Source organism: Paenibacillus sp. FSL H3-0329 (assembly GCF_037963285.1).
In the GTDB taxonomy this organism is placed as follows: domain Bacteria; phylum Bacillota; class Bacilli; order Paenibacillales; family Paenibacillaceae; genus Paenibacillus_AQ; species Paenibacillus_AQ odorifer.
The window spans coordinates 6,054,006-6,070,795 of the sequence record NZ_CP150150.1; the positions used below are offsets into that span (position 1 = coordinate 6,054,006).

Annotated in this window: 13 protein-coding genes, 1 pseudogene and 1 other annotated feature; of the genes and pseudogenes, 1 reads left to right on the forward strand and 13 read right to left on the reverse strand. The window is 42.7% G+C overall.

Annotated elements, in window-relative coordinates:
- Positions 1–101: 101 nt before the first annotated feature.
- From NSQ66_RS26715 to NSQ66_RS26725, 3 genes are all read right to left on the reverse strand, one after another.
- On the reverse strand, positions 102–1,781 hold the full coding sequence (locus NSQ66_RS26715; protein WP_076142222.1) for a glutamine--tRNA ligase/YqeY domain fusion protein: 1,680 nt from the start codon (positions 1,779–1,781) through the stop codon (positions 102–104).
- 81 nt (positions 1,782–1,862) lie between these two features.
- Positions 1,863–2,123 (reverse strand) — a binding site (T-box leader).
- A 45-nt stretch (positions 2,124–2,168) separates the two neighbouring features.
- Positions 2,169–3,725 (reverse strand): SAM-dependent methyltransferase, encoded by a 1,557-nt coding sequence (locus tag NSQ66_RS26720; protein ID WP_076142218.1) that lies wholly within the window; start codon positions 3,723–3,725, stop codon positions 2,169–2,171.
- Positions 3,726–3,780: 55 nt separating this feature from the next.
- Positions 3,781–4,635, reverse strand: a complete 855-nt coding sequence (locus NSQ66_RS26725) for a copper amine oxidase N-terminal domain-containing protein (protein WP_036680310.1) — start codon at positions 4,633–4,635, stop codon at positions 3,781–3,783.
- 164 nt (positions 4,636–4,799) lie between these two features.
- On the opposite strand from NSQ66_RS26725, the gene NSQ66_RS26730 reads away from it, so the two are divergent.
- On the forward strand, positions 4,800–5,984 hold the full coding sequence (locus NSQ66_RS26730) for an oxalate decarboxylase family bicupin (RefSeq protein ID WP_036680311.1): 1,185 nt from the start codon (positions 4,800–4,802) through the stop codon (positions 5,982–5,984).
- Positions 5,985–6,002: 18 nt separating this feature from the next.
- On the opposite strand, the gene arsC is transcribed toward NSQ66_RS26730, so the two are convergent.
- From arsC to NSQ66_RS26780, 10 genes and pseudogenes are all read right to left on the reverse strand, one after another.
- Positions 6,003–6,422, reverse strand: coding sequence for an arsenate reductase (thioredoxin) (gene arsC / locus NSQ66_RS26735; RefSeq protein WP_036680313.1), 420 nt, complete (start codon positions 6,420–6,422; stop codon positions 6,003–6,005).
- Between the two features lie 21 nt (positions 6,423–6,443).
- Positions 6,444–7,733: an arsenic transporter gene (locus tag NSQ66_RS26740; RefSeq protein WP_036680316.1), complete on the reverse strand. Its 1,290-nt coding sequence runs from the start codon at positions 7,731–7,733 to the stop codon at positions 6,444–6,446.
- A 128-nt stretch (positions 7,734–7,861) separates the two neighbouring features.
- The gene (locus NSQ66_RS26745) at positions 7,862–8,188 is read right to left on the reverse strand and encodes a metalloregulator ArsR/SmtB family transcription factor (RefSeq protein WP_036680319.1); all 327 of its coding nucleotides are present in this window, start codon (positions 8,186–8,188) and stop codon (positions 7,862–7,864) included.
- Positions 8,189–8,269: 81 nt separating this feature from the next.
- Positions 8,270–8,686, reverse strand: coding sequence for a GNAT family protein (locus NSQ66_RS26750; RefSeq protein ID WP_081383647.1), 417 nt, complete (start codon positions 8,684–8,686; stop codon positions 8,270–8,272).
- Between the two features lie 27 nt (positions 8,687–8,713).
- Entirely contained in the window at positions 8,714–10,057 is a 1,344-nt protein-coding gene (locus NSQ66_RS26755) for a HAMP domain-containing sensor histidine kinase (RefSeq protein WP_051491119.1), read from the reverse strand.
- A pseudogene (locus NSQ66_RS26760) lies at positions 10,058–10,725 on the reverse strand (response regulator transcription factor).
- Between the two features lie 28 nt (positions 10,726–10,753).
- Positions 10,754–12,715: an ABC transporter ATP-binding protein/permease gene (locus NSQ66_RS26765; RefSeq protein ID WP_036680322.1), complete on the reverse strand. Its 1,962-nt coding sequence runs from the start codon at positions 12,713–12,715 to the stop codon at positions 10,754–10,756.
- 367 nt (positions 12,716–13,082) lie between these two features.
- A complete protein-coding gene (locus NSQ66_RS26770; RefSeq protein ID WP_036680360.1) occupies positions 13,083–13,601 on the reverse strand; it encodes a DinB family protein in 519 nt (172 codons plus the stop codon).
- A gap of 167 nt (positions 13,602–13,768) precedes the next feature.
- The gene (locus NSQ66_RS26775) at positions 13,769–14,425 is read right to left on the reverse strand and encodes a response regulator transcription factor (protein ID WP_036680324.1); all 657 of its coding nucleotides are present in this window, start codon (positions 14,423–14,425) and stop codon (positions 13,769–13,771) included.
- On the reverse strand, positions 14,403–16,784 hold the full coding sequence (locus NSQ66_RS26780) for an ATP-binding protein (RefSeq protein ID WP_076142219.1): 2,382 nt from the start codon (positions 16,782–16,784) through the stop codon (positions 14,403–14,405). The genes NSQ66_RS26775 and NSQ66_RS26780 overlap by 23 nt, the downstream gene beginning before the upstream one ends.
- Positions 16,785–16,790: the final 6 nt, after the last annotated feature.

Here is a 16,790-nt window from a genome sequence, read left to right on the forward strand (position 1 = left end):
TTTCATATGGAATTTTCATTTGCTTATAATACTTATGACCAATAACAAAAAAAGCTAGACGATGATCAGAAATTACCCGATCTTCGCCTAGCTTAAGCTGCTTATGAATTTTTCTTCCATGTGTCCTTCAGCGGTACTATCCGATTCAGCACCAGCTTATCTGCCGTGGTGTACTTCGTATCCACACAGAAAAATCCATGCCGGATCAATTGAAATTTATCTTCTGGCGTTGCGTTGCCCATCGATGGCTCCAGCAAACAATCCTTCAGGATCGTCAAGGAATCCGGATTAAGATACGCGTCCCAGCGCTCACCGTCTTCTTTAGGACCGTCGTTATCTTTCAGCAGCCGCTCATATAGATGAACATCAGCTTTGATAGCATGATCTGCCGATACCCAGTGAATGGTTGCCTTAACCTTCCGTTCATTAAACCCGCTTCCGCTCTTCGTTCTCGGATCATAGGTGCAGCGAAGCTCTAGGATTTCTCCGGTAACTTCGTCCTTGATTACTTCGTTGCATTTAATGAAATAAGCACCCTTTAGCCTTACCTCGTTCCCCATAGTCAGCCTGTGATAACCTTTTGGCGGCTCCTCCATGAAATCTTCTTGTTCAATATAAAGGGTTCGTGAAAAAGGAACCTCTCTTTCCCCAAGTGACTTATCTTCACTGTTATTCTCAATCGTCAGCCCTTCATTATGATCCTCAGGATAATTAGTAATGACCACTTTTAAAGGCTTAAGAACAGCCATCACACTTGGAACCTTTGCCTTCAAAGCTTGTCTAAGCGCATGCTCTAACATGGCAATATCCACAATGGTGCTATTTCTGACAAATCCAATTTCCTTCACAAAATTCCGGATACTCTCCGGTGTAAAACCTCTTCTGCGTAAACCGCGAAGCGTAGGAAGTCTTGGGTCATCCCAACCGTCCACATAATGGCCTGTAACCAGTTGCCTGATATACCGTTTACTCGTCACAACTCCGGTGATGTTCACCCGTCCAAACTCTCTTTGCTTGGGAGCTTCAGGGGTATCCAGCTCATTCAGTACCCACTCATAGAGCGGCCGATGATCCTTAAATTCAATCGAGCATAAGGAATACGTAATCCCTTCGATAGCATCTTGTATAGGATGGGCAAAATCATACATCGGATAGATACACCATTCGTTACCCGTTCTATAATGCTCCGCATGAATGATTCTGTAAATCACCGGATCACGTAAGTTGATATTAGGTGAGCTCATATCTATTTTAGCCCGCAACACTCTGGCTCCCGTCGGATAATCTCCAGCTTTCATCTCCGTAAATAACCGCAAATTCTCTTCTACAGAACGCTCCCGGAACGGGCTGTTTTTTCCCGGCTCCGTAAGCGTCCCTCTATAGGCTGTCACCTCTTCAGGTGATAAATCACAGACATAAGCCTTTCCTTTTCGGATTAACGTAACTGCGCTATTGTATATTTTCTCAGAATAATCTGATCCATAAAAAATATGGTCCGGTGGATAGCCCATCCATTGAATATCTTCGATGATGGCATTTACATACTCCAAATCCTCTTTTAAAGGATTGGTGTCATCAAAGCGCAAATGGAACTTCCCGCCATACTTTTTCGCAGTCGTATAGTTCGTGTGAATAGCATACGCACTGCCAATATGCAGATACCCGTTAGGCTCAGGTGGAAATCTCGTGCAAATATCTCTACTGTAAGTCCCTGCTCCCAGCTCTTCTTGAATCAATCTGTCGATGTAACTCTCTGCTAATACTTCCGGTTCCTCGTTCATTGGTGTTACCTCCTGTTTATAAGTGATATCCGCCTGCTTAATCTGCAAAATAAAAAGAACCTCACCTCCAAGACTTATGGTCTTGGGGACGAAATTCTCGCGGTACCACCCCAGGTTCATTAATATGTCACCATATTAATCTCATCAAGTACGGCAAAACATCTTACGCAGTGCTTATACTCTAGCTCTATAACAGGAGCTCCCGTCATACCATCCCCTTAGTCCGGTTCCGATATGCCGCTCAGAGGCTTGTTTCGATAAAATCCCCCTTACCCTGTTCTCATCATCCAGGGCTCTCTGTGAAGGAATGATTTCATGTACTCTTCTCGTCATCGCGTTTGATTATTTTGTATAGGATACCAAAAAGATAACCCTATGTAAATGTGCTTATTCCTCGCTCAGCGCCGTTAGAAGCTCCAATACTACTTCATTGTCAGGCTCTGCAGCCAAAGCTCTACGCGCGTATTCCAATGCAGCAGCTTCAGCTCCTAGCTCGTAGTTACAAATTGCCATGCTATAAAGCACTGATGCTAATGGTTCTTCCGTATTGGCATGCATAGAGCGTTCTAAGTAAACCAATGCTTCCGCGAATTTATCCATTTCATACAGCAGTAAGCCAGCATCTAGCGACAGGTCATAACTCTGTTCCATCGGATAATAGCCAGTCCACATCAACTGTATTCCTCGCTGTAAATCCAGCATTTCTTCATCACTGGCACTGGGCAGTAGCTCCGAAATCTGTTCAGCACTATGGATAAACCATTCAGCATCATACCCACCCAAACGCCAAAAGGCCAAAATTTGCTGCAGCCCCATCGTATCTAATTGCTGATCCATCCATTCCTTCATACTAAAGAAATCATCGGGACCAAAACGTTCTATAAACCGCTTGTAACCCAGCCGAGTATTTGTATAGCTCAACGGAGTTGGAAGCATAAGAATACAGCCGATGTTCAGGTTTTTATAGTGATGACTGGTGAATATTGAATGCGCCCCTTTTTGTTTCAGCACATGTTCTATCGCATGATAATTCGCAGTCAAAGAGAAGCTTCCGTGATGAATCAGCAATGGAGGTTCTGCAAATTCCCAGTTCTCTAAGCGATGGTCTCCCTTATCCGCTGTAAGCAGCACGATTCCCTCTGTAGAGAGCCGCGCAAGCCGCTCCAGACAAGTGAGCCCCACCACCGGAAAGAGTATATGTGAATCCTCCAGCTTCTGCTGATAAAGCGCTATAACGTCATGATAGGGATAAGTCTCCTCTTCATAACTAGCCGCACGCCGATAATGGTACTGCGGGATGATTTTGCCGAGCGCATCGGAGGGGTTATCCGGATCAACTTCCGCCGAATACTGGATCGAAACCTCACATTCATATATTTTTCCTTCATCCACATAAATTAATTCTTGCGGAATGCTGTCAAAAAAATAATTTGCCACAATCACCAATGGCTGCTGTAAATCACCCGGCCGAATGTTGAGCTTAGCGTGTACTAAATGTAGTTCTACATCCTGCACAGCATCAAAACGTGCGAAGTCCAAAATACCCTGCTTCACGTAAGGAAGTAGGCTCGGGTGCTGCTGCCAACTGGATATATTTTTGGAAGGCAAATCGCTCATCACATAACGAAAAGGAGGTAGAGGAATATCTGCGTAGTCTACGATTTCACACAACTTTTTAAGCACATGGAACGCTAACCGGCCTGCTCCCGCTCCAAGTTCTAGAATCGTAACGGTCTCTGAGAGATGCCCTTGTCCAGCCCGGTCTTGCAGGAATCCAAAGATCATCTCTGCGTATGCTGTTGCAATCATAGGGTTACTCGTGATGTACTGCGGGACCTGATCATTATTCCAAGCCTTTAATCCCTGCTCTTCATAATATGTTCGTTGCAATTCCCAAATCGGTGCTTCGCTGAAGCGATATTGCTGCTCTTTGTTACCTGTCATCTGTTTCTTTACCCGCTCTCTGTCTAGCTTGTTTGAATAATCTATAGCAAATGCCTTATTGCGCTCTCAATGTGCGTGACCTGAAAATGACGTATTCAGCCTCTGTTGGAATGGAAACGGAAAATGATAATAATGCCGCCTTGGAGGTTGAAGAATCAGGTCCTTTCAACGTTTGATAAAAAGAATTTCCTTTACTGTCCACACTCACCAGCTCTAATTCCGCGTTTCCTTTAGGGATGATGAATCCGGAGGTATTTTGCACGCCTAAGGTTAATCTATATTCTTTCCCGGATTGAGCCTGCGTTAGCATAGTAGGATATAAAGGATACGGATGTGCTGTCGTTTCGAGTGGATAAGGAGCAAGGGCAAGATCTGCCTCAGGCTTCACCCATTCCTCCCCTTTTCTGGCTCCAATGCCAAGGGTTAATTTATTCACATTATTAAATTGCACTTCCCAGCGAAAAGACTTAAGCCCTTCTAAAATAGGGGAAGCCGGAACAAACAGAGCGCCATCCTTTACCTCTGGAGCAACGCCTAATGATTCTACGGTCTCCCCATTAAAATCTGCCTCTAGCTGCCCTGCTTTAATATTTCCTACAGATCGGTCCAACAGTGAAACAGTAACACTCTTGCTCAGAGCGTCATAGAGCAAATCTGCGCCAATCGCATTGGAGAAGGCTCGAATCGGCACCATTAATTTACCTGCTTTGAAATAAGGGGCGAGTTTACCTGGAAAAAGCACGTAATATCCCCCGTATGACAGTGGCATTACCTGTGTCCCTAACTGGACAGCTGCTGACACCGATGTAGGTGTAACCGCAGATCCCACGGCGAACATAATCACTAAAAGACCTATTACATAAGCTTTTATTTTCCCTAATCGTTGTAAGGACTCCTTGATGTGAATCATCACAAACCCCTCTCCAGTTCATCTAGAACCTTAGCCTCTATTAGTAATAATCAATGATGACCCTACACATGTCAACTTGTACCACTTCTGCTATCCATCATAAAAGACAGCATTCCGCATATATTTTCATTGAACGCTTAAGGAACAAGAAAGGAGAACATCTTATGACTTCTGCTGGACAGGATTCGGCAAAAAAAACAAACATCCCCCAGCCCATCCGAAGCGATGGCACAGGGGGATTAGATAAAGGCCCTCGCGATGTTATGCGGGATCTTGAGAATCCGGATATGTTCGTTCCTCCGGTGACTGATGCGGGCCTGGTTCCCAATTTGAAATTTTCTTTCTCCGATGCGCATATGCAGCTTAATCATGGTGGCTGGTCCAGAGAAGTAACCGTCAGAGAACTCCCTATCGCAACTACACTGGCAGGTGTGAATATGAGCCTGACCCCCGGTGGAGTACGAGAGCTTCACTGGCATCAGCAAGCGGAATGGTCTTATATGCTGTTAGGCCGCGCTCGGATTACTGCTGTGGACCAGAATGGGCGGAACTTTATAGCAGATGTAGGACCTGGTGATCTATGGTATTTTCCGCCGGGTATTCCTCACTCTATACAAGGTCTTGAAGAAGGCTGCGAATTCCTCCTAGTCTTTGACGACGGGAGCTTCTCCGATCTGAATACCTTGTCTATTTCCGATTGGTTCGCCCATACGCCCAAAGAGGTTCTTTCAGCTAACTTTGGAATACCTGCCGAGACCTTTGACTCCATCCCCACTGAACAGGTTTACATTTATCAGGATCAAGTTCCCGGCTCATTACAAAGCCAAAAGGTGCAGTCGCCTTACGGAGAAATTCCACAGAGTTTCAAACATTCGCTATTGGCACAGCCTCCATTGAAGACTCCTGGCGGGAGCGTCAGAATCGTTGATTCCAGCAACTTTCCGATCTCCAAGACCGTGGCTGCTGCACTGGTAGAGATTGAACCTGGAGGAATGAGAGAACTCCACTGGCACCCCAACAACGATGAGTGGCAATATTATCTTACCGGAAAAGGACGGATGACTGTGTTTGCCGGAAACGGTGCGGCACGTACCTTTAATTACAGGGCTGGCGATGTTGGGTATGTTCCTTTTGCATTTGGACATTATATTCAGAATACAGGAGAAGAATCGTTGTGGTTCCTCGAAATGTTCAAAAGTGACCGTTTTGCCGACGTCTCTCTGAACCAATGGATGGCTCTCACTCCCCATGAATTGGTTCAAAGTAATTTGAACGTTGGGCCCGAAGTGACCGATGCCTTACGGAAAGTGAAATGGCCAGTGGTGAAATACCCTAAGTTAAAAGAATAGGTTACTTCCTCCCTTTGCTTATTCACCAGTCTCCGCAAAATGTTTGATTCTATCTCCAATCTGGTCACGCACACGCTGGAACACTGCCCACTTCTCTTCATCCGTCCCTTGCGCTTTTGCCGGATCATCGAAGCCCCAGTGTTCCCGTTTGACCTTCGGAGGGGTCATTGGACATTTATCCGCAGCATCTCCACATAAGGTAATGACTAGATCCGCGTTGTTCAGCAGATTAGCATCAATAATATCCGAGGTCTGGCCCGTGATATCTATGCCTACTTCGCTCATGGCTTGTACAGCTTTTGGATTTAGACCGTGAGCTTCAATACCTGCACTGTACACGCTCCATTCTTTTCCTAGATATTGCTTAGCCCAGCCTTCAGCCATCTGACTTCTGCAGGAATTCCCTGTACATAAAAAATAAATTGTTTTCTTGTTCATCTTGATCTTCCCCTATTCAAATTAGTTAATTAACAACCACATATAAAGACCTAAAAGCGTAATAAATAACGTTGGAATGGTTAAAATAATACCTGTCTTAAAATACGTTCCCCAAGAAATCTTCACGCCTTTAGCCGAAAGTACATGTAGCCACAGCAGTGTGGCGAGTGAGCCAATCGGAGTGATCTTCGGTCCTAAGTCCGAACCTATAACATTCGCATATATTAAAGCCTCTCTAATGATTCCAGTGGTATGCGTCGCATCAATGGCAAGCGCGTCAATCAGAACGGTAGGCAGATTATTCATCAGCGATGAGATCAATGCAGCTATGAAGCCCATACCCATCGTTGCGGCAAATAAGCCCTGATCAGCAATAGACCCAATCATCTTAGCAAGTAAATCCGTCAGCCCAACATTTCGAAGTCCATATACTACGACATACATTCCAATGGAAAAGAACACAATCGCCCAAGGCGCTCCTGTAATCACTTCTTTCACCTTGACGTAAGGGCTTCTTCTCGCGAGAAGCAGGAACAAAATAGCTATGATCCCCGCAACCACAGATACCGGAATACCCAAAAATTCGCTGACAAAATACCCTACCAAAAGAACAACCAATACAATCCATGACAGCTGGAACATTTTTTTGTCTTTAATCGCCTCATGCGGATCTTTTAGCTGTGAATCGTTAAAGTGCTTGGGAATACTTTTGCGAAAAAAGAAATAGAGCACCACGATGCTCGCCACAAGTGAGAACAGCGTAGGTATGATCATCTTGCCTGCATACTCCATAAACGTAATCCCGAAAAAATCCGCCGATACGATATTGACCAGATTGCTGACCACGAGCGGCAGTGAGGTGGTATCGGCAATAAAACCGCTGGCGATAATAAACGGAAATACTTTTTTCTCATCAAAATGCAGCGCCCTTACCATCGCAAGCACAATAGGCGTAAGAATCAGAGCCGCTCCATCATTCGCAAAAAATGCAGACACTAATGCGCCAAGAACGATGACATACACAAACATTCGTCTGCCATTCCCGCGGGCAGCCCGCGCCATATGTAAAGCAGCCCATTCAAAAAATCCGATTCGATCCAGAATTAAAGAAATCAGAATAATAGCCACAAACGCTAAAGTAGCATTCCATACGATCTGCGTTACATCCAGAACATCATTAAAGCTGACTACCCCAGCTAGCAAAGCTATGATCGCGCCACCGCAGGCTGACCATCCAATCGATAAATTCCGGGGCTGCCAGATTACAAGGATTAAAGTTACTAAAAATATAAGGATAGCTACAATAGCCAAAGTGCCATCCCCCTTTTACTGCCAATCCACATCTTTTTCAACACTCCTATATAAGCATGTGACTTCAATCCAACATCATTATATAACTATATGGTTATATATAAATCAAAAAAATCCTTACCTGAAATTTAGTCGCAGCATGGCTCTTTAGCCTCTTTATTCAGTTCAGCCAATATCGATTTGGTACTAGGCATCTGTTGAAGAACAGCCTTAAGATGTGGTTTATCCTCGACATTTAACGAATAATGTACCCACTGTCCCCGCTTGCTTTCCCTAACGATTCCTCTACTTTTCAATTTCCGTAAATGCTGGCTAATCGCCGGCTGGGAAATGTCAAAGATATCAACGAATTCACACACGCACCATTCCCGCTCTTTCAGAAGAGAAAGCATTGCCAATCGGGTCTTATCTCCGAATAGCTTCAAGTCTTCAGCAATTTCCGTTAGTGTCTGCATTCCTTCTCTCCTCCTTTCGAAAGTATATAAGCTAATACTTATATTCTAGTGAACTTACCAGTGGGAAGCAAGAGTTAATTTTTAGCGGGCTACCGTCCACTCATGCTCCAACATACTGAACATCAAAGAATCCCGCCACCCATCTTTAATAAGTAAAGCATCCCTTAATCTTCCTTCATAGGTCATACCTATCTTGGTGAGCACCTTGGATGATCCACTATTCCTAGGGTCACAGGTCGCGTATATTCGATGTAGTTGCAGTTCTTCAAAACCGAACTTTAACATCCGTTTGGCCGCTGCTGTAGCGACTCCCTGTCCCCAGGCATCAGGATGGACAATATAGCCGATTTCGCCGCTTCTGTCCGTATGGCTTCTAATGTTTAATTCAATCATGCCGATCAAATGTTCAGTTCCTACTGCAACTATGGCTTGCGCGAACCGAGTTCTGGGAACTTTTTGAGAGTCTTCTAGTGCTTGGTTTACAAATGAAAGGGGCAGCGTTAGCCTTAAGCTTCAGCTCATTAACTATTCATAGGGTTGAGAGATAGGGATCGAGACGATAAACTGGGTTCCTACCCCAACCCTGCTCTCCACTTCTATTTTACAATCATGCATTTTTAGAATTTTTAAAACAATGGATAATCCAAGTCCATTCCCTTTATGAACGCTGCTCCGCGCTTTATCCACCATATAAAAACGATCAAAAATGCGGGGCAATGCTTCCTCTGGTATGCCTTGACCAGAATCTTTAATAGAAACCTTCACAAACGCTATAGAACGCTCGATTTCGACATGAATGATACCCTCTTGGCTTGTATATTTTATAGCATTATTGATTAGGTTTTGCCAGACTTGATCAAATAAATCTTTATCCACCGTAATTTCGCAGGGCGATAAATCTAATTCTATCTGAATGTTTTTCTGTGCCCATTGGGGTTCCGCCAGAACGATCGCTCTTCTTAACTGTTCATCCAACTGGAAAGTGGTGAGATTAACCGGATGATGTTCTGAATCGAGCGAGGCTAATCTAAGCAGATTGTCACTTAGGCGGGATAAGCGCAGCGTTTCCTGATAAATAATATCCAGATGCTCTTTTTGCTCTTCTACTGGAACGACACCATCTTGCAGCGCTCTAGTAAACCCTCTAATCGACGTAAGCGGAGACTGCATTTCATGAGAGACATTGCTGACAAAATCATCACGAACTGAATCTATCTTTTGCAGCTCACTAGCCATATGATTAAAGCTTTCCATCAGTTCCCCGAACTCATCTTGATTTTTATGCGTCAATCGTACAGATAAATCGCCTGATGCCATTTTCTTAGCAGCTTCCGTCAGACGTTTGATAGGCTTCACAATGAAACCGGACATCAAGAGAATCAGTAAACTTCCGATGACTAAAACCGTTAGAAGTGTAAAAAATACGTTACGTCTGAATGTGATCAAGCTCGACGAAAAATCAATTTTAATGATGAGCGCAGCTTTCTCCTTATCTACGATGGGAATGCCAACAATAGCAACACCAGACTTATCATTAAGCATCACTGCGTCTGTGGAGTCTGGCTTAAATAGAGCGGCAACCTTCTCCTTATCCACTGAAAAAACAGCATCACTCCACTCATTCACTCTCACTTTCGCAATATCGACACCATATTTATTGAGTAGTTTAGTAAATGCCTGTGTTTTTTCCGGATCATCGATTAGGGTAAGCACTTTGGCTACGTCTCCAGCTACTCTAATGAAGATATGGTTTGGGGTCACATTATTTTCGGAAAACCGTACATTTAGCAAAAAAGAGATCATTAAGCTGACGATCACAATCCCAATGAACGTAATGACAATACGCAGACGCAGGCTTTTTTTCAACATTTAGGCCAACTCCAGACGGTATCCAAGTCCTCTTACCGTAGAAATAATTAGCTCAGGAATCGATTCCAATCTTTCTCTCAGACGTTTGATATGCACATCTACCGTACGCTCGTCGCCTTCATAATCGACACCCCAAATATTTTCTATGAGCTGAGAACGCGTGAATATTTGCCCTGGCGAACCCGCCAGAGCAAATAACAACTCACATTCCTTTTTCTTCAACTCCACCGTTCTCTGAGCCGCAACAACTGTCAAATTCCCCAGATCAATCATCACTGCGCCTAATTGAATCACACTCGAGGAGGTTAAATGATATCTTTTTAATAGTGATTTTACCCGCAGGACCAATTCTATGGGATCAAACGGTTTGACTAAATAATCATCTGATCCGGCATTAAATCCTCTGACTTTGTCCTTAGATTCTCCTCTAGCTGTAACCATCAGAATTGGAATATCGATATAAGATCGGATATCTTCGGTCAATTCAATACCATCTACATTCGGCATCATTACATCTACAATCGCCAAATCGATCTTTGTATGCGCTAGAATGTCTAATGCCTCTTGACCGTCTGCTGCTTCCACTACGGAAAATTGGTTTTTTCAAGATATAATCGTATTAATCTACGGATATGAGAATCATCATCCGCCACTAGAATCGTGTTCATCTCTCAATTATCCTCTCCGCTAACCTATTTATTCATATCGTAGAGATTCCATTGGATCCAGTTTGGCAGCCTTAGAGGATGGCATCAAACCGGCGATAATACTAATCAGGGTACTCACAACGATCCCAAATAACACATAATAACCGGATAGATTAATAAGTTTCACTCCAAAAGCATTGTCCAAGAAAATATTTAACACATAACTAATGACAATAGCAAAGAGTACCGCAAAGATACCGCTGAATACACCTAATAAAGCTGATTCAGAAAAGAATATACGCTTAATATCTTTTTTCCTTGCGCCAATTGCCCGAAGAATCCCGATTTCCTTAGTCCGTTCCACTACACTGATATATAGCACAACCAATATCATGATCCCTGATACGAGAAGTGAAATCCCGGCAATACCAGAGAGAACTATAGTAGCCATATTCACATAAGTTGTGATTCGCTCCATGATTTTTGCCGATTGAGAACCTGAGAACCCAGCATCAACAGCGGCTGCATTAATATCATTCACATATTTCATATCGGTTGCAAAAGCATTAACTTGAATTGGACCTATTGTAATCCCCTTGTCAGCATACATTTGCTCCAAAGTCTGCGCTGGAAGATAACCCGTGGGTTGCATTTGCGCTCTTGGATCAGTGCTTTCATAAATACCAGAGATAGTGACTTCTTGTTCCAATGTGACCGGTTTATGCTTAGCATCCATTTCATTAATATATAGATGAATCGACTTCCCTACCAAAGACTCTGGACTGTCGTTTCCGCTTAATTTACTTGCCGTTTTCACGGGTAATAATATCTCTTTGTCCTCTGGAAAAGCCCCTGCGGTAATCGTCTCTTTAGCAAAAGCATCCGTTAAGGTAGTTAATTGTGTAAGACTAACCGTCTGATCTGCATAAACCATAGTAGATTTGCCCGAAATGGAAGTGATGGTTTCTACATAATCAACATTTGGAATATTTCGAATGGTTTCAATATCGGCAGCCGTAAACGTTTCGCCCGGCAACATCATTGCCTCTGGACCTTGCATGCCTTTAGCTTCTTCACTGGGTTTAGTTATATCCACGAGTAAAGGATCCATACTTGAATTAATTTCGTCATTCATATAGTTCGTAATTCCATTCCCTAAGGAAAGCATCAACAGTACGCTTAAAATACCAATAGACCCACCCAAAGCTACCAATACATTACGTTTGGCGTTGAGCTTCATATTCTGCAGAGCCATTTTAAAAGATGCAAATAAACTGAGATTCCGGGATGACCCCTCTCCTCCATCGTAACTAATCAAGGAGCGGTCCTTTAACTGAATATCATCTTTAATCCGTCCTTCTTCCACCTTTACGATACGGGTACCAGAGTCGGCTACTTTCTGTGAGTGGGTCACGGTAATGACCAATATCCCTCTTTTGGCTATGCTGTCCAATAAGGCTAAAATTTGATCGCCGGTATCCTTGTCCAAGGCCCCTGTAGGTTCATCTGCCAAAATAATATCAGGATTATTCGCTAGCGCGCGGGCAATGGACACTCTTTGCTTCTGTCCACCGGACAGCTGATTGGGACGTTTTTTCAGGTGCTCTTTCAAGCCTACCTCAGTCAAAATATCTATAGCACGTTTATTGCGGTCCTTCTCACTGGTATCCGTCATCTGCATCGCCACTGTAACATTCTCCAAAACTGACAGATGCGGGATCAGATTGAAATTTTGAAAAACGAAGCCAATATTGTTCTTGCGATAATCATCCATTTCCTTTTCGGTCATCGTGCTTAAATTCTTTCCGCGGACAAGGACCTCGCCCTCATAATCGGAGTCCATTCCCCCAATGATGTTCATCAGTGTGGACTTTCCGCAGCCAGACTCACCTAGAATAGAGACGAATTCACCTGTCTCAAAGCTTAGATTCACATCATGGAGTACTGGCACCTTTTCTTTACCGTACAAAGTATATGATTTCTTTACATGTTTAACTTCTAATATTTTCATTTGTTTCTCTTCCTCTCCTGGTCATGCTCTATATCTCTTTTGATGTTTCATATCCTAACAAATTTGTGTGAACTGATAATGAACTGGATAGCCACATGGAAGAGTCAGAGCTACAGCAGATATTTAGGTTAAGCAATATAAAAAGGCGAATTCACACTCAAAATGAGTGGAACTCGCCTTTTCTATTCGGCTTATTTTCAAAAGAAATTAGTGCATGAGGTAATAAGCTAATCCTCCAACTTGTTTGCCGGCGTAATAAACGATGTCTATAATCACCACTGTTAATACAAATTTCGAGAGCAGCGGATATTTCTTAAATAAAGGCTTTATATTTTTCTCTATGTACTCCATTCGCGCGCTTCCTTTCTTAAGCTAGTGCTCTTTTTCGGATCAGCCTAATCTGGCCTCTATGATTGATTTCATCCTCAAAAACGTGAAACCACATAAAATAGTAGTTCGCAGGTTTGTTATGCCAGAATTCCTCTTCAGTATATAACCAATTATCATCGACGGTTGCGAATAATTCATAAGTCTTTTGTCTAACTTCATTTAGGCGATCTAAATAATAGCTTAGGTCATTCCCCTTAATATTCGCTCGTCCTTCGTCGCCTAAATTTAATGCTGGTCCCCATCTCGTTAGCTCTTCTTCAGACAAATCTCTTTGCTCAAACGTTGCCACTTGATATGCAAATTCTACAGCAGCGTAGTGCAATAATAACGCTCCAATAGAGTTACTCTGAGCATCCAATAAATAATCCAGTTGTTCCGCAGTTAGACCCTTAACGGCTTCTAATGTTGTATATCTTGCATAGTTCATCATGGATAAAAGTCGGCTGATTTGCGGGGAGTAACCTGGGATATCTGTAATCAAAAATATTTGGTTCATGTCAATCATATGGATGTTCCTCCTTGATTTCTTCAGAATAATACTCTAAATACCTGAATGGTTCAGAATTATGAATTACAGGTAATGACGATCAAGATGCAAAAGTGAGGTGCTTAACACATGAATAAAACTAACAAAACTATGTATTGGGTTGTATGGGCTTCAACTTAGAAAGTCTCCATCCTAACAAGACCTAGTCGCTTCCCTTCCACTATAGCTTCGGATCTGGAATGTACACTAAGCTTCTCAAAGATTCTCGTCAGGTTATACTCTACAGTCCTTTGTGACATTAAAAGCTTGCTGGCTATGTCTTTATTGCTTTTTCCACTAGCTACTTCTTGGAGTATTTCCTGTTCTCTTTGATTAATGGACACTTCTTCAAGCAGCCGATTATCCCGGTGATTAGAAATCTTGATATCATTTCTTCGTAGCTGTTTAAGTAAAGACACCGGAATGACCGCCTCATTCCTTAGTGCACAACGAATGGTATTTAACAACTGTTCTCGGGAAGCTGTTTTAGAGATAAATCCTGTGACCCCTGACTCCATCAAAAGATTATAATGAGCACTGATCTCATATCCGGTATAAATCACCACTTTAGATTCAGGATCACGTTGAACGGCTCTTTTGGCGAATTCAAGTCCGCTGATCGTAGGCATGTTGAGGTCGCATAAGATCACATCAAATTCTTGTTGCTCAAGCCTATCCAAAGCTTCCAACGCTGACAAAACAAAAGTAACCTCCATATCCGCGTCCTGCTCAATCATAGTTTTGGTTCCTTCTCCGACTGAAGGATGATCATCAACCAACAAGATACGTATCATCGTCATCGCCTCCTCTGTGCTTTTCTTCTACAAAAGCCATTGTCGGTAAATAAATAATAACCTCCAGTCCCTTCCCTTTCTCCGAGGTAAAAGTGCACTCCCCCTCTAAGCTAGCAACACGTTCTTTGATTCCAGACAGGCCCATATGCTGAAAAGATTCCCTGATATCAACTATATTCATGCCAATCCCATCATCCTTATATCGAAAATAGAGGTGCTCTTGCTGGTCCAACTCAATTTCAATCTGATTCGCCTTGGCATGTTTCCCGGCATTCCGCAGGAGCTCCTGTACTATTCGATACAACGCAATCACCAGGTCTTCACTTAGCTCACCAATCGGACTGGATGTAAAGGTGATAATGTAGTTGGACTGCAGCTGGGCATACTCAAACAATAGTTCCAGTGCCTTCACAATTCCGGTCTCTCTTAGCAGCGGTGGACGTAGTTCATTGCAGGTCTCCCTAATCTGATATATCACATCCAGAAGTCCCTCTTTAATCTGAAGCAGCTCTGGCAAAATATCCGCCTCAATATCATGATCGGAGATCAGTGTTTCCAGCCTGCGAAGCCAAATGAGCTGATCCTGAAGAGCAGAATCATGTAAATCCGCCGCCAGCTTTCTGCGTTCTTTCTCTGATAAGTTAAAGATCAGGCGTAGAACCCATGGTGCTGCATGTAGCTCTTTTTTCATCTCTGCTTCAAGGTCTTCAATCAAGCCTTCAATAAGATATAAATTCTCATAGACAATACTCGCATAATTTGCGAGGGTATTTAACCAGTTAAGCTCATCCGAATTAAGCTTTGTATGGTTCTTCTTATGATCAATCCAGAGGAGATGAAATTTTTTTTGGTGACGTCCGATTACGAGTAAGATCCCCTGTTTGAGTTGAACTACTTCTCCTACCTTAAAAACTGGAGATTTCGATACAAATTCTATGTTGATCTCTTGGCCCGAATTGTCGACTATTTGTTCGAGGTTACTCATATCCTCATCTCTCTCAAAAAAAGCAGACCGACTAACCGGTAAAATCTCATTGATTTCCTTGTAAATTGCAGCCTCCAAATCAGACCGCATCATAACCTTGGAGATTTGCTTCGAGAATCGCTCCAGACTACCTTGATAATGATAAAGCTCACGGAACAGTTTAGGCCGGAAATAATAATCTATTTTCTCCTTAAAGAATAAAAAGATTGTAATAGATAAATATACAACCAAAAACATCTGAATCCATTTGATCCAATCATACTCTTGCCTGCTCTGAATGATCGCAAGTACGGCTACAATCATTAGCGCCGGAAAAAAAGCAATTAATAAATAATATTTAAACCGATTAAAAGCGAAATCAATATCAAATAGTTGCCTAGCTGTCAGCAGATAAAAATAAGTAACTGGCATCAAAAACAAAAAGATCGTAGTAATTTCGTAAGGAATCAGGTTGACCCCAACAGCAATGGGTGCAGCTGAGACGAGAACAAACGGTGTAAACGCAAGGATTTGTCCGGTAAGCATAATTTTAAACATCGATTTAAGCGCTGTGCTTCGATAAGCAAGGTATAAATATAGCAGCTTAAATATGCTGTAAAAAATCCCAAAAACAAAGAACCCAATAATAATTAACCTTACAAAGGAATACAAAGATCTATCCCAGGAGTAAACCATTAGACTGGAGGTGGAAAATAGGCTTAGTAAAATGACCAGGCCATAGTATATTTTGATTACAGTAGTAGATAGAACTAATACATCAAATCGTTTCAGATATACTTGGAGAAAGTGAATAAAAACCAGTGGAATTAAAGGCAACACGCAACCCATCGCGATTCTACCAATAAGATCAGATCTACTTGAGGCATATCCCGCAAAGTAAGTTATTCCGACTAATAAAAAGAATAAAATCAGCAGCTCTACTGAGCGATCCCCACTTCTCCTGCGGTATAATAGAAGGCTTAACACTGCCAGAAAAACAAATGTCGCTCCAGGGACTACAAGCTGGGTAAACGTATGATAGATGGAGGATTTATTCTCAATATCATAATGCAAAGCAAGTGAAGTCCCCCCTTTGGAGTTACGAAGAAGGTCAACGGATTGAACCTGAGTTAAGCTTCCATATCTCACAGCTTCATCCACTTTATCAATCGGTTTCCCATTAACCCGTAATAAGATATCCCCTTCCCTTAGATTCTGTTTATACCCTTCGCTTGAAACGTCTGCCTCAGCAATATAATATCGCCCTTCTTCATTCTGCTCCAGACCAACGCCAAGCAAGATGTTAGAGTGAATGACCCACACAAAATGAATAATAAGAAAAACAAAAATGCAAAGTAACCCTGATATGAATAACTGGCGGAGTTTTACTGTCATTTCAAA

What these genes read in the sequence shown, in the direction of transcription:
- NSQ66_RS26715 (WP_076142222.1), bottom strand. Translation starts at nt 1,781, where the DNA reads ATGAACGAGGAACCGGAAGTATTAGCAGAGAGTTACATCGACAGATTG.
- NSQ66_RS26720 (WP_076142218.1), bottom strand. Translation starts at nt 3,725, where the DNA reads ATGACAGGTAACAAAGAGCAGCAATATCGCTTCAGCGAAGCACCGATT.
- NSQ66_RS26725 (WP_036680310.1), bottom strand. Translation starts at nt 4,635, where the DNA reads ATGATTCACATCAAGGAGTCCTTACAACGATTAGGGAAAATAAAAGCT.
- NSQ66_RS26730 (WP_036680311.1), top strand. Translation starts at nt 4,800, where the DNA reads ATGACTTCTGCTGGACAGGATTCGGCAAAAAAAACAAACATCCCCCAG.
- arsC (WP_036680313.1), bottom strand. Translation starts at nt 6,422, where the DNA reads ATGAACAAGAAAACAATTTATTTTTTATGTACAGGGAATTCCTGCAGA.
- NSQ66_RS26745 (WP_036680319.1), bottom strand. Translation starts at nt 8,188, where the DNA reads ATGCAGACACTAACGGAAATTGCTGAAGACTTGAAGCTATTCGGAGAT.
- NSQ66_RS26755 (WP_051491119.1), bottom strand. Translation starts at nt 10,057, where the DNA reads ATGTTGAAAAAAAGCCTGCGTCTGCGTATTGTCATTACGTTCATTGGG.
- NSQ66_RS26765 (WP_036680322.1), bottom strand. Translation starts at nt 12,715, where the DNA reads ATGAAAATATTAGAAGTTAAACATGTAAAGAAATCATATACTTTGTAC.
- NSQ66_RS26770 (WP_036680360.1), bottom strand. Translation starts at nt 13,601, where the DNA reads ATGAACCAAATATTTTTGATTACAGATATCCCAGGTTACTCCCCGCAA.
- NSQ66_RS26775 (WP_036680324.1), bottom strand. Translation starts at nt 14,425, where the DNA reads ATGATACGTATCTTGTTGGTTGATGATCATCCTTCAGTCGGAGAAGGA.
- NSQ66_RS26780 (WP_076142219.1), bottom strand. Translation starts at nt 16,784, where the DNA reads ATGACAGTAAAACTCCGCCAGTTATTCATATCAGGGTTACTTTGCATT.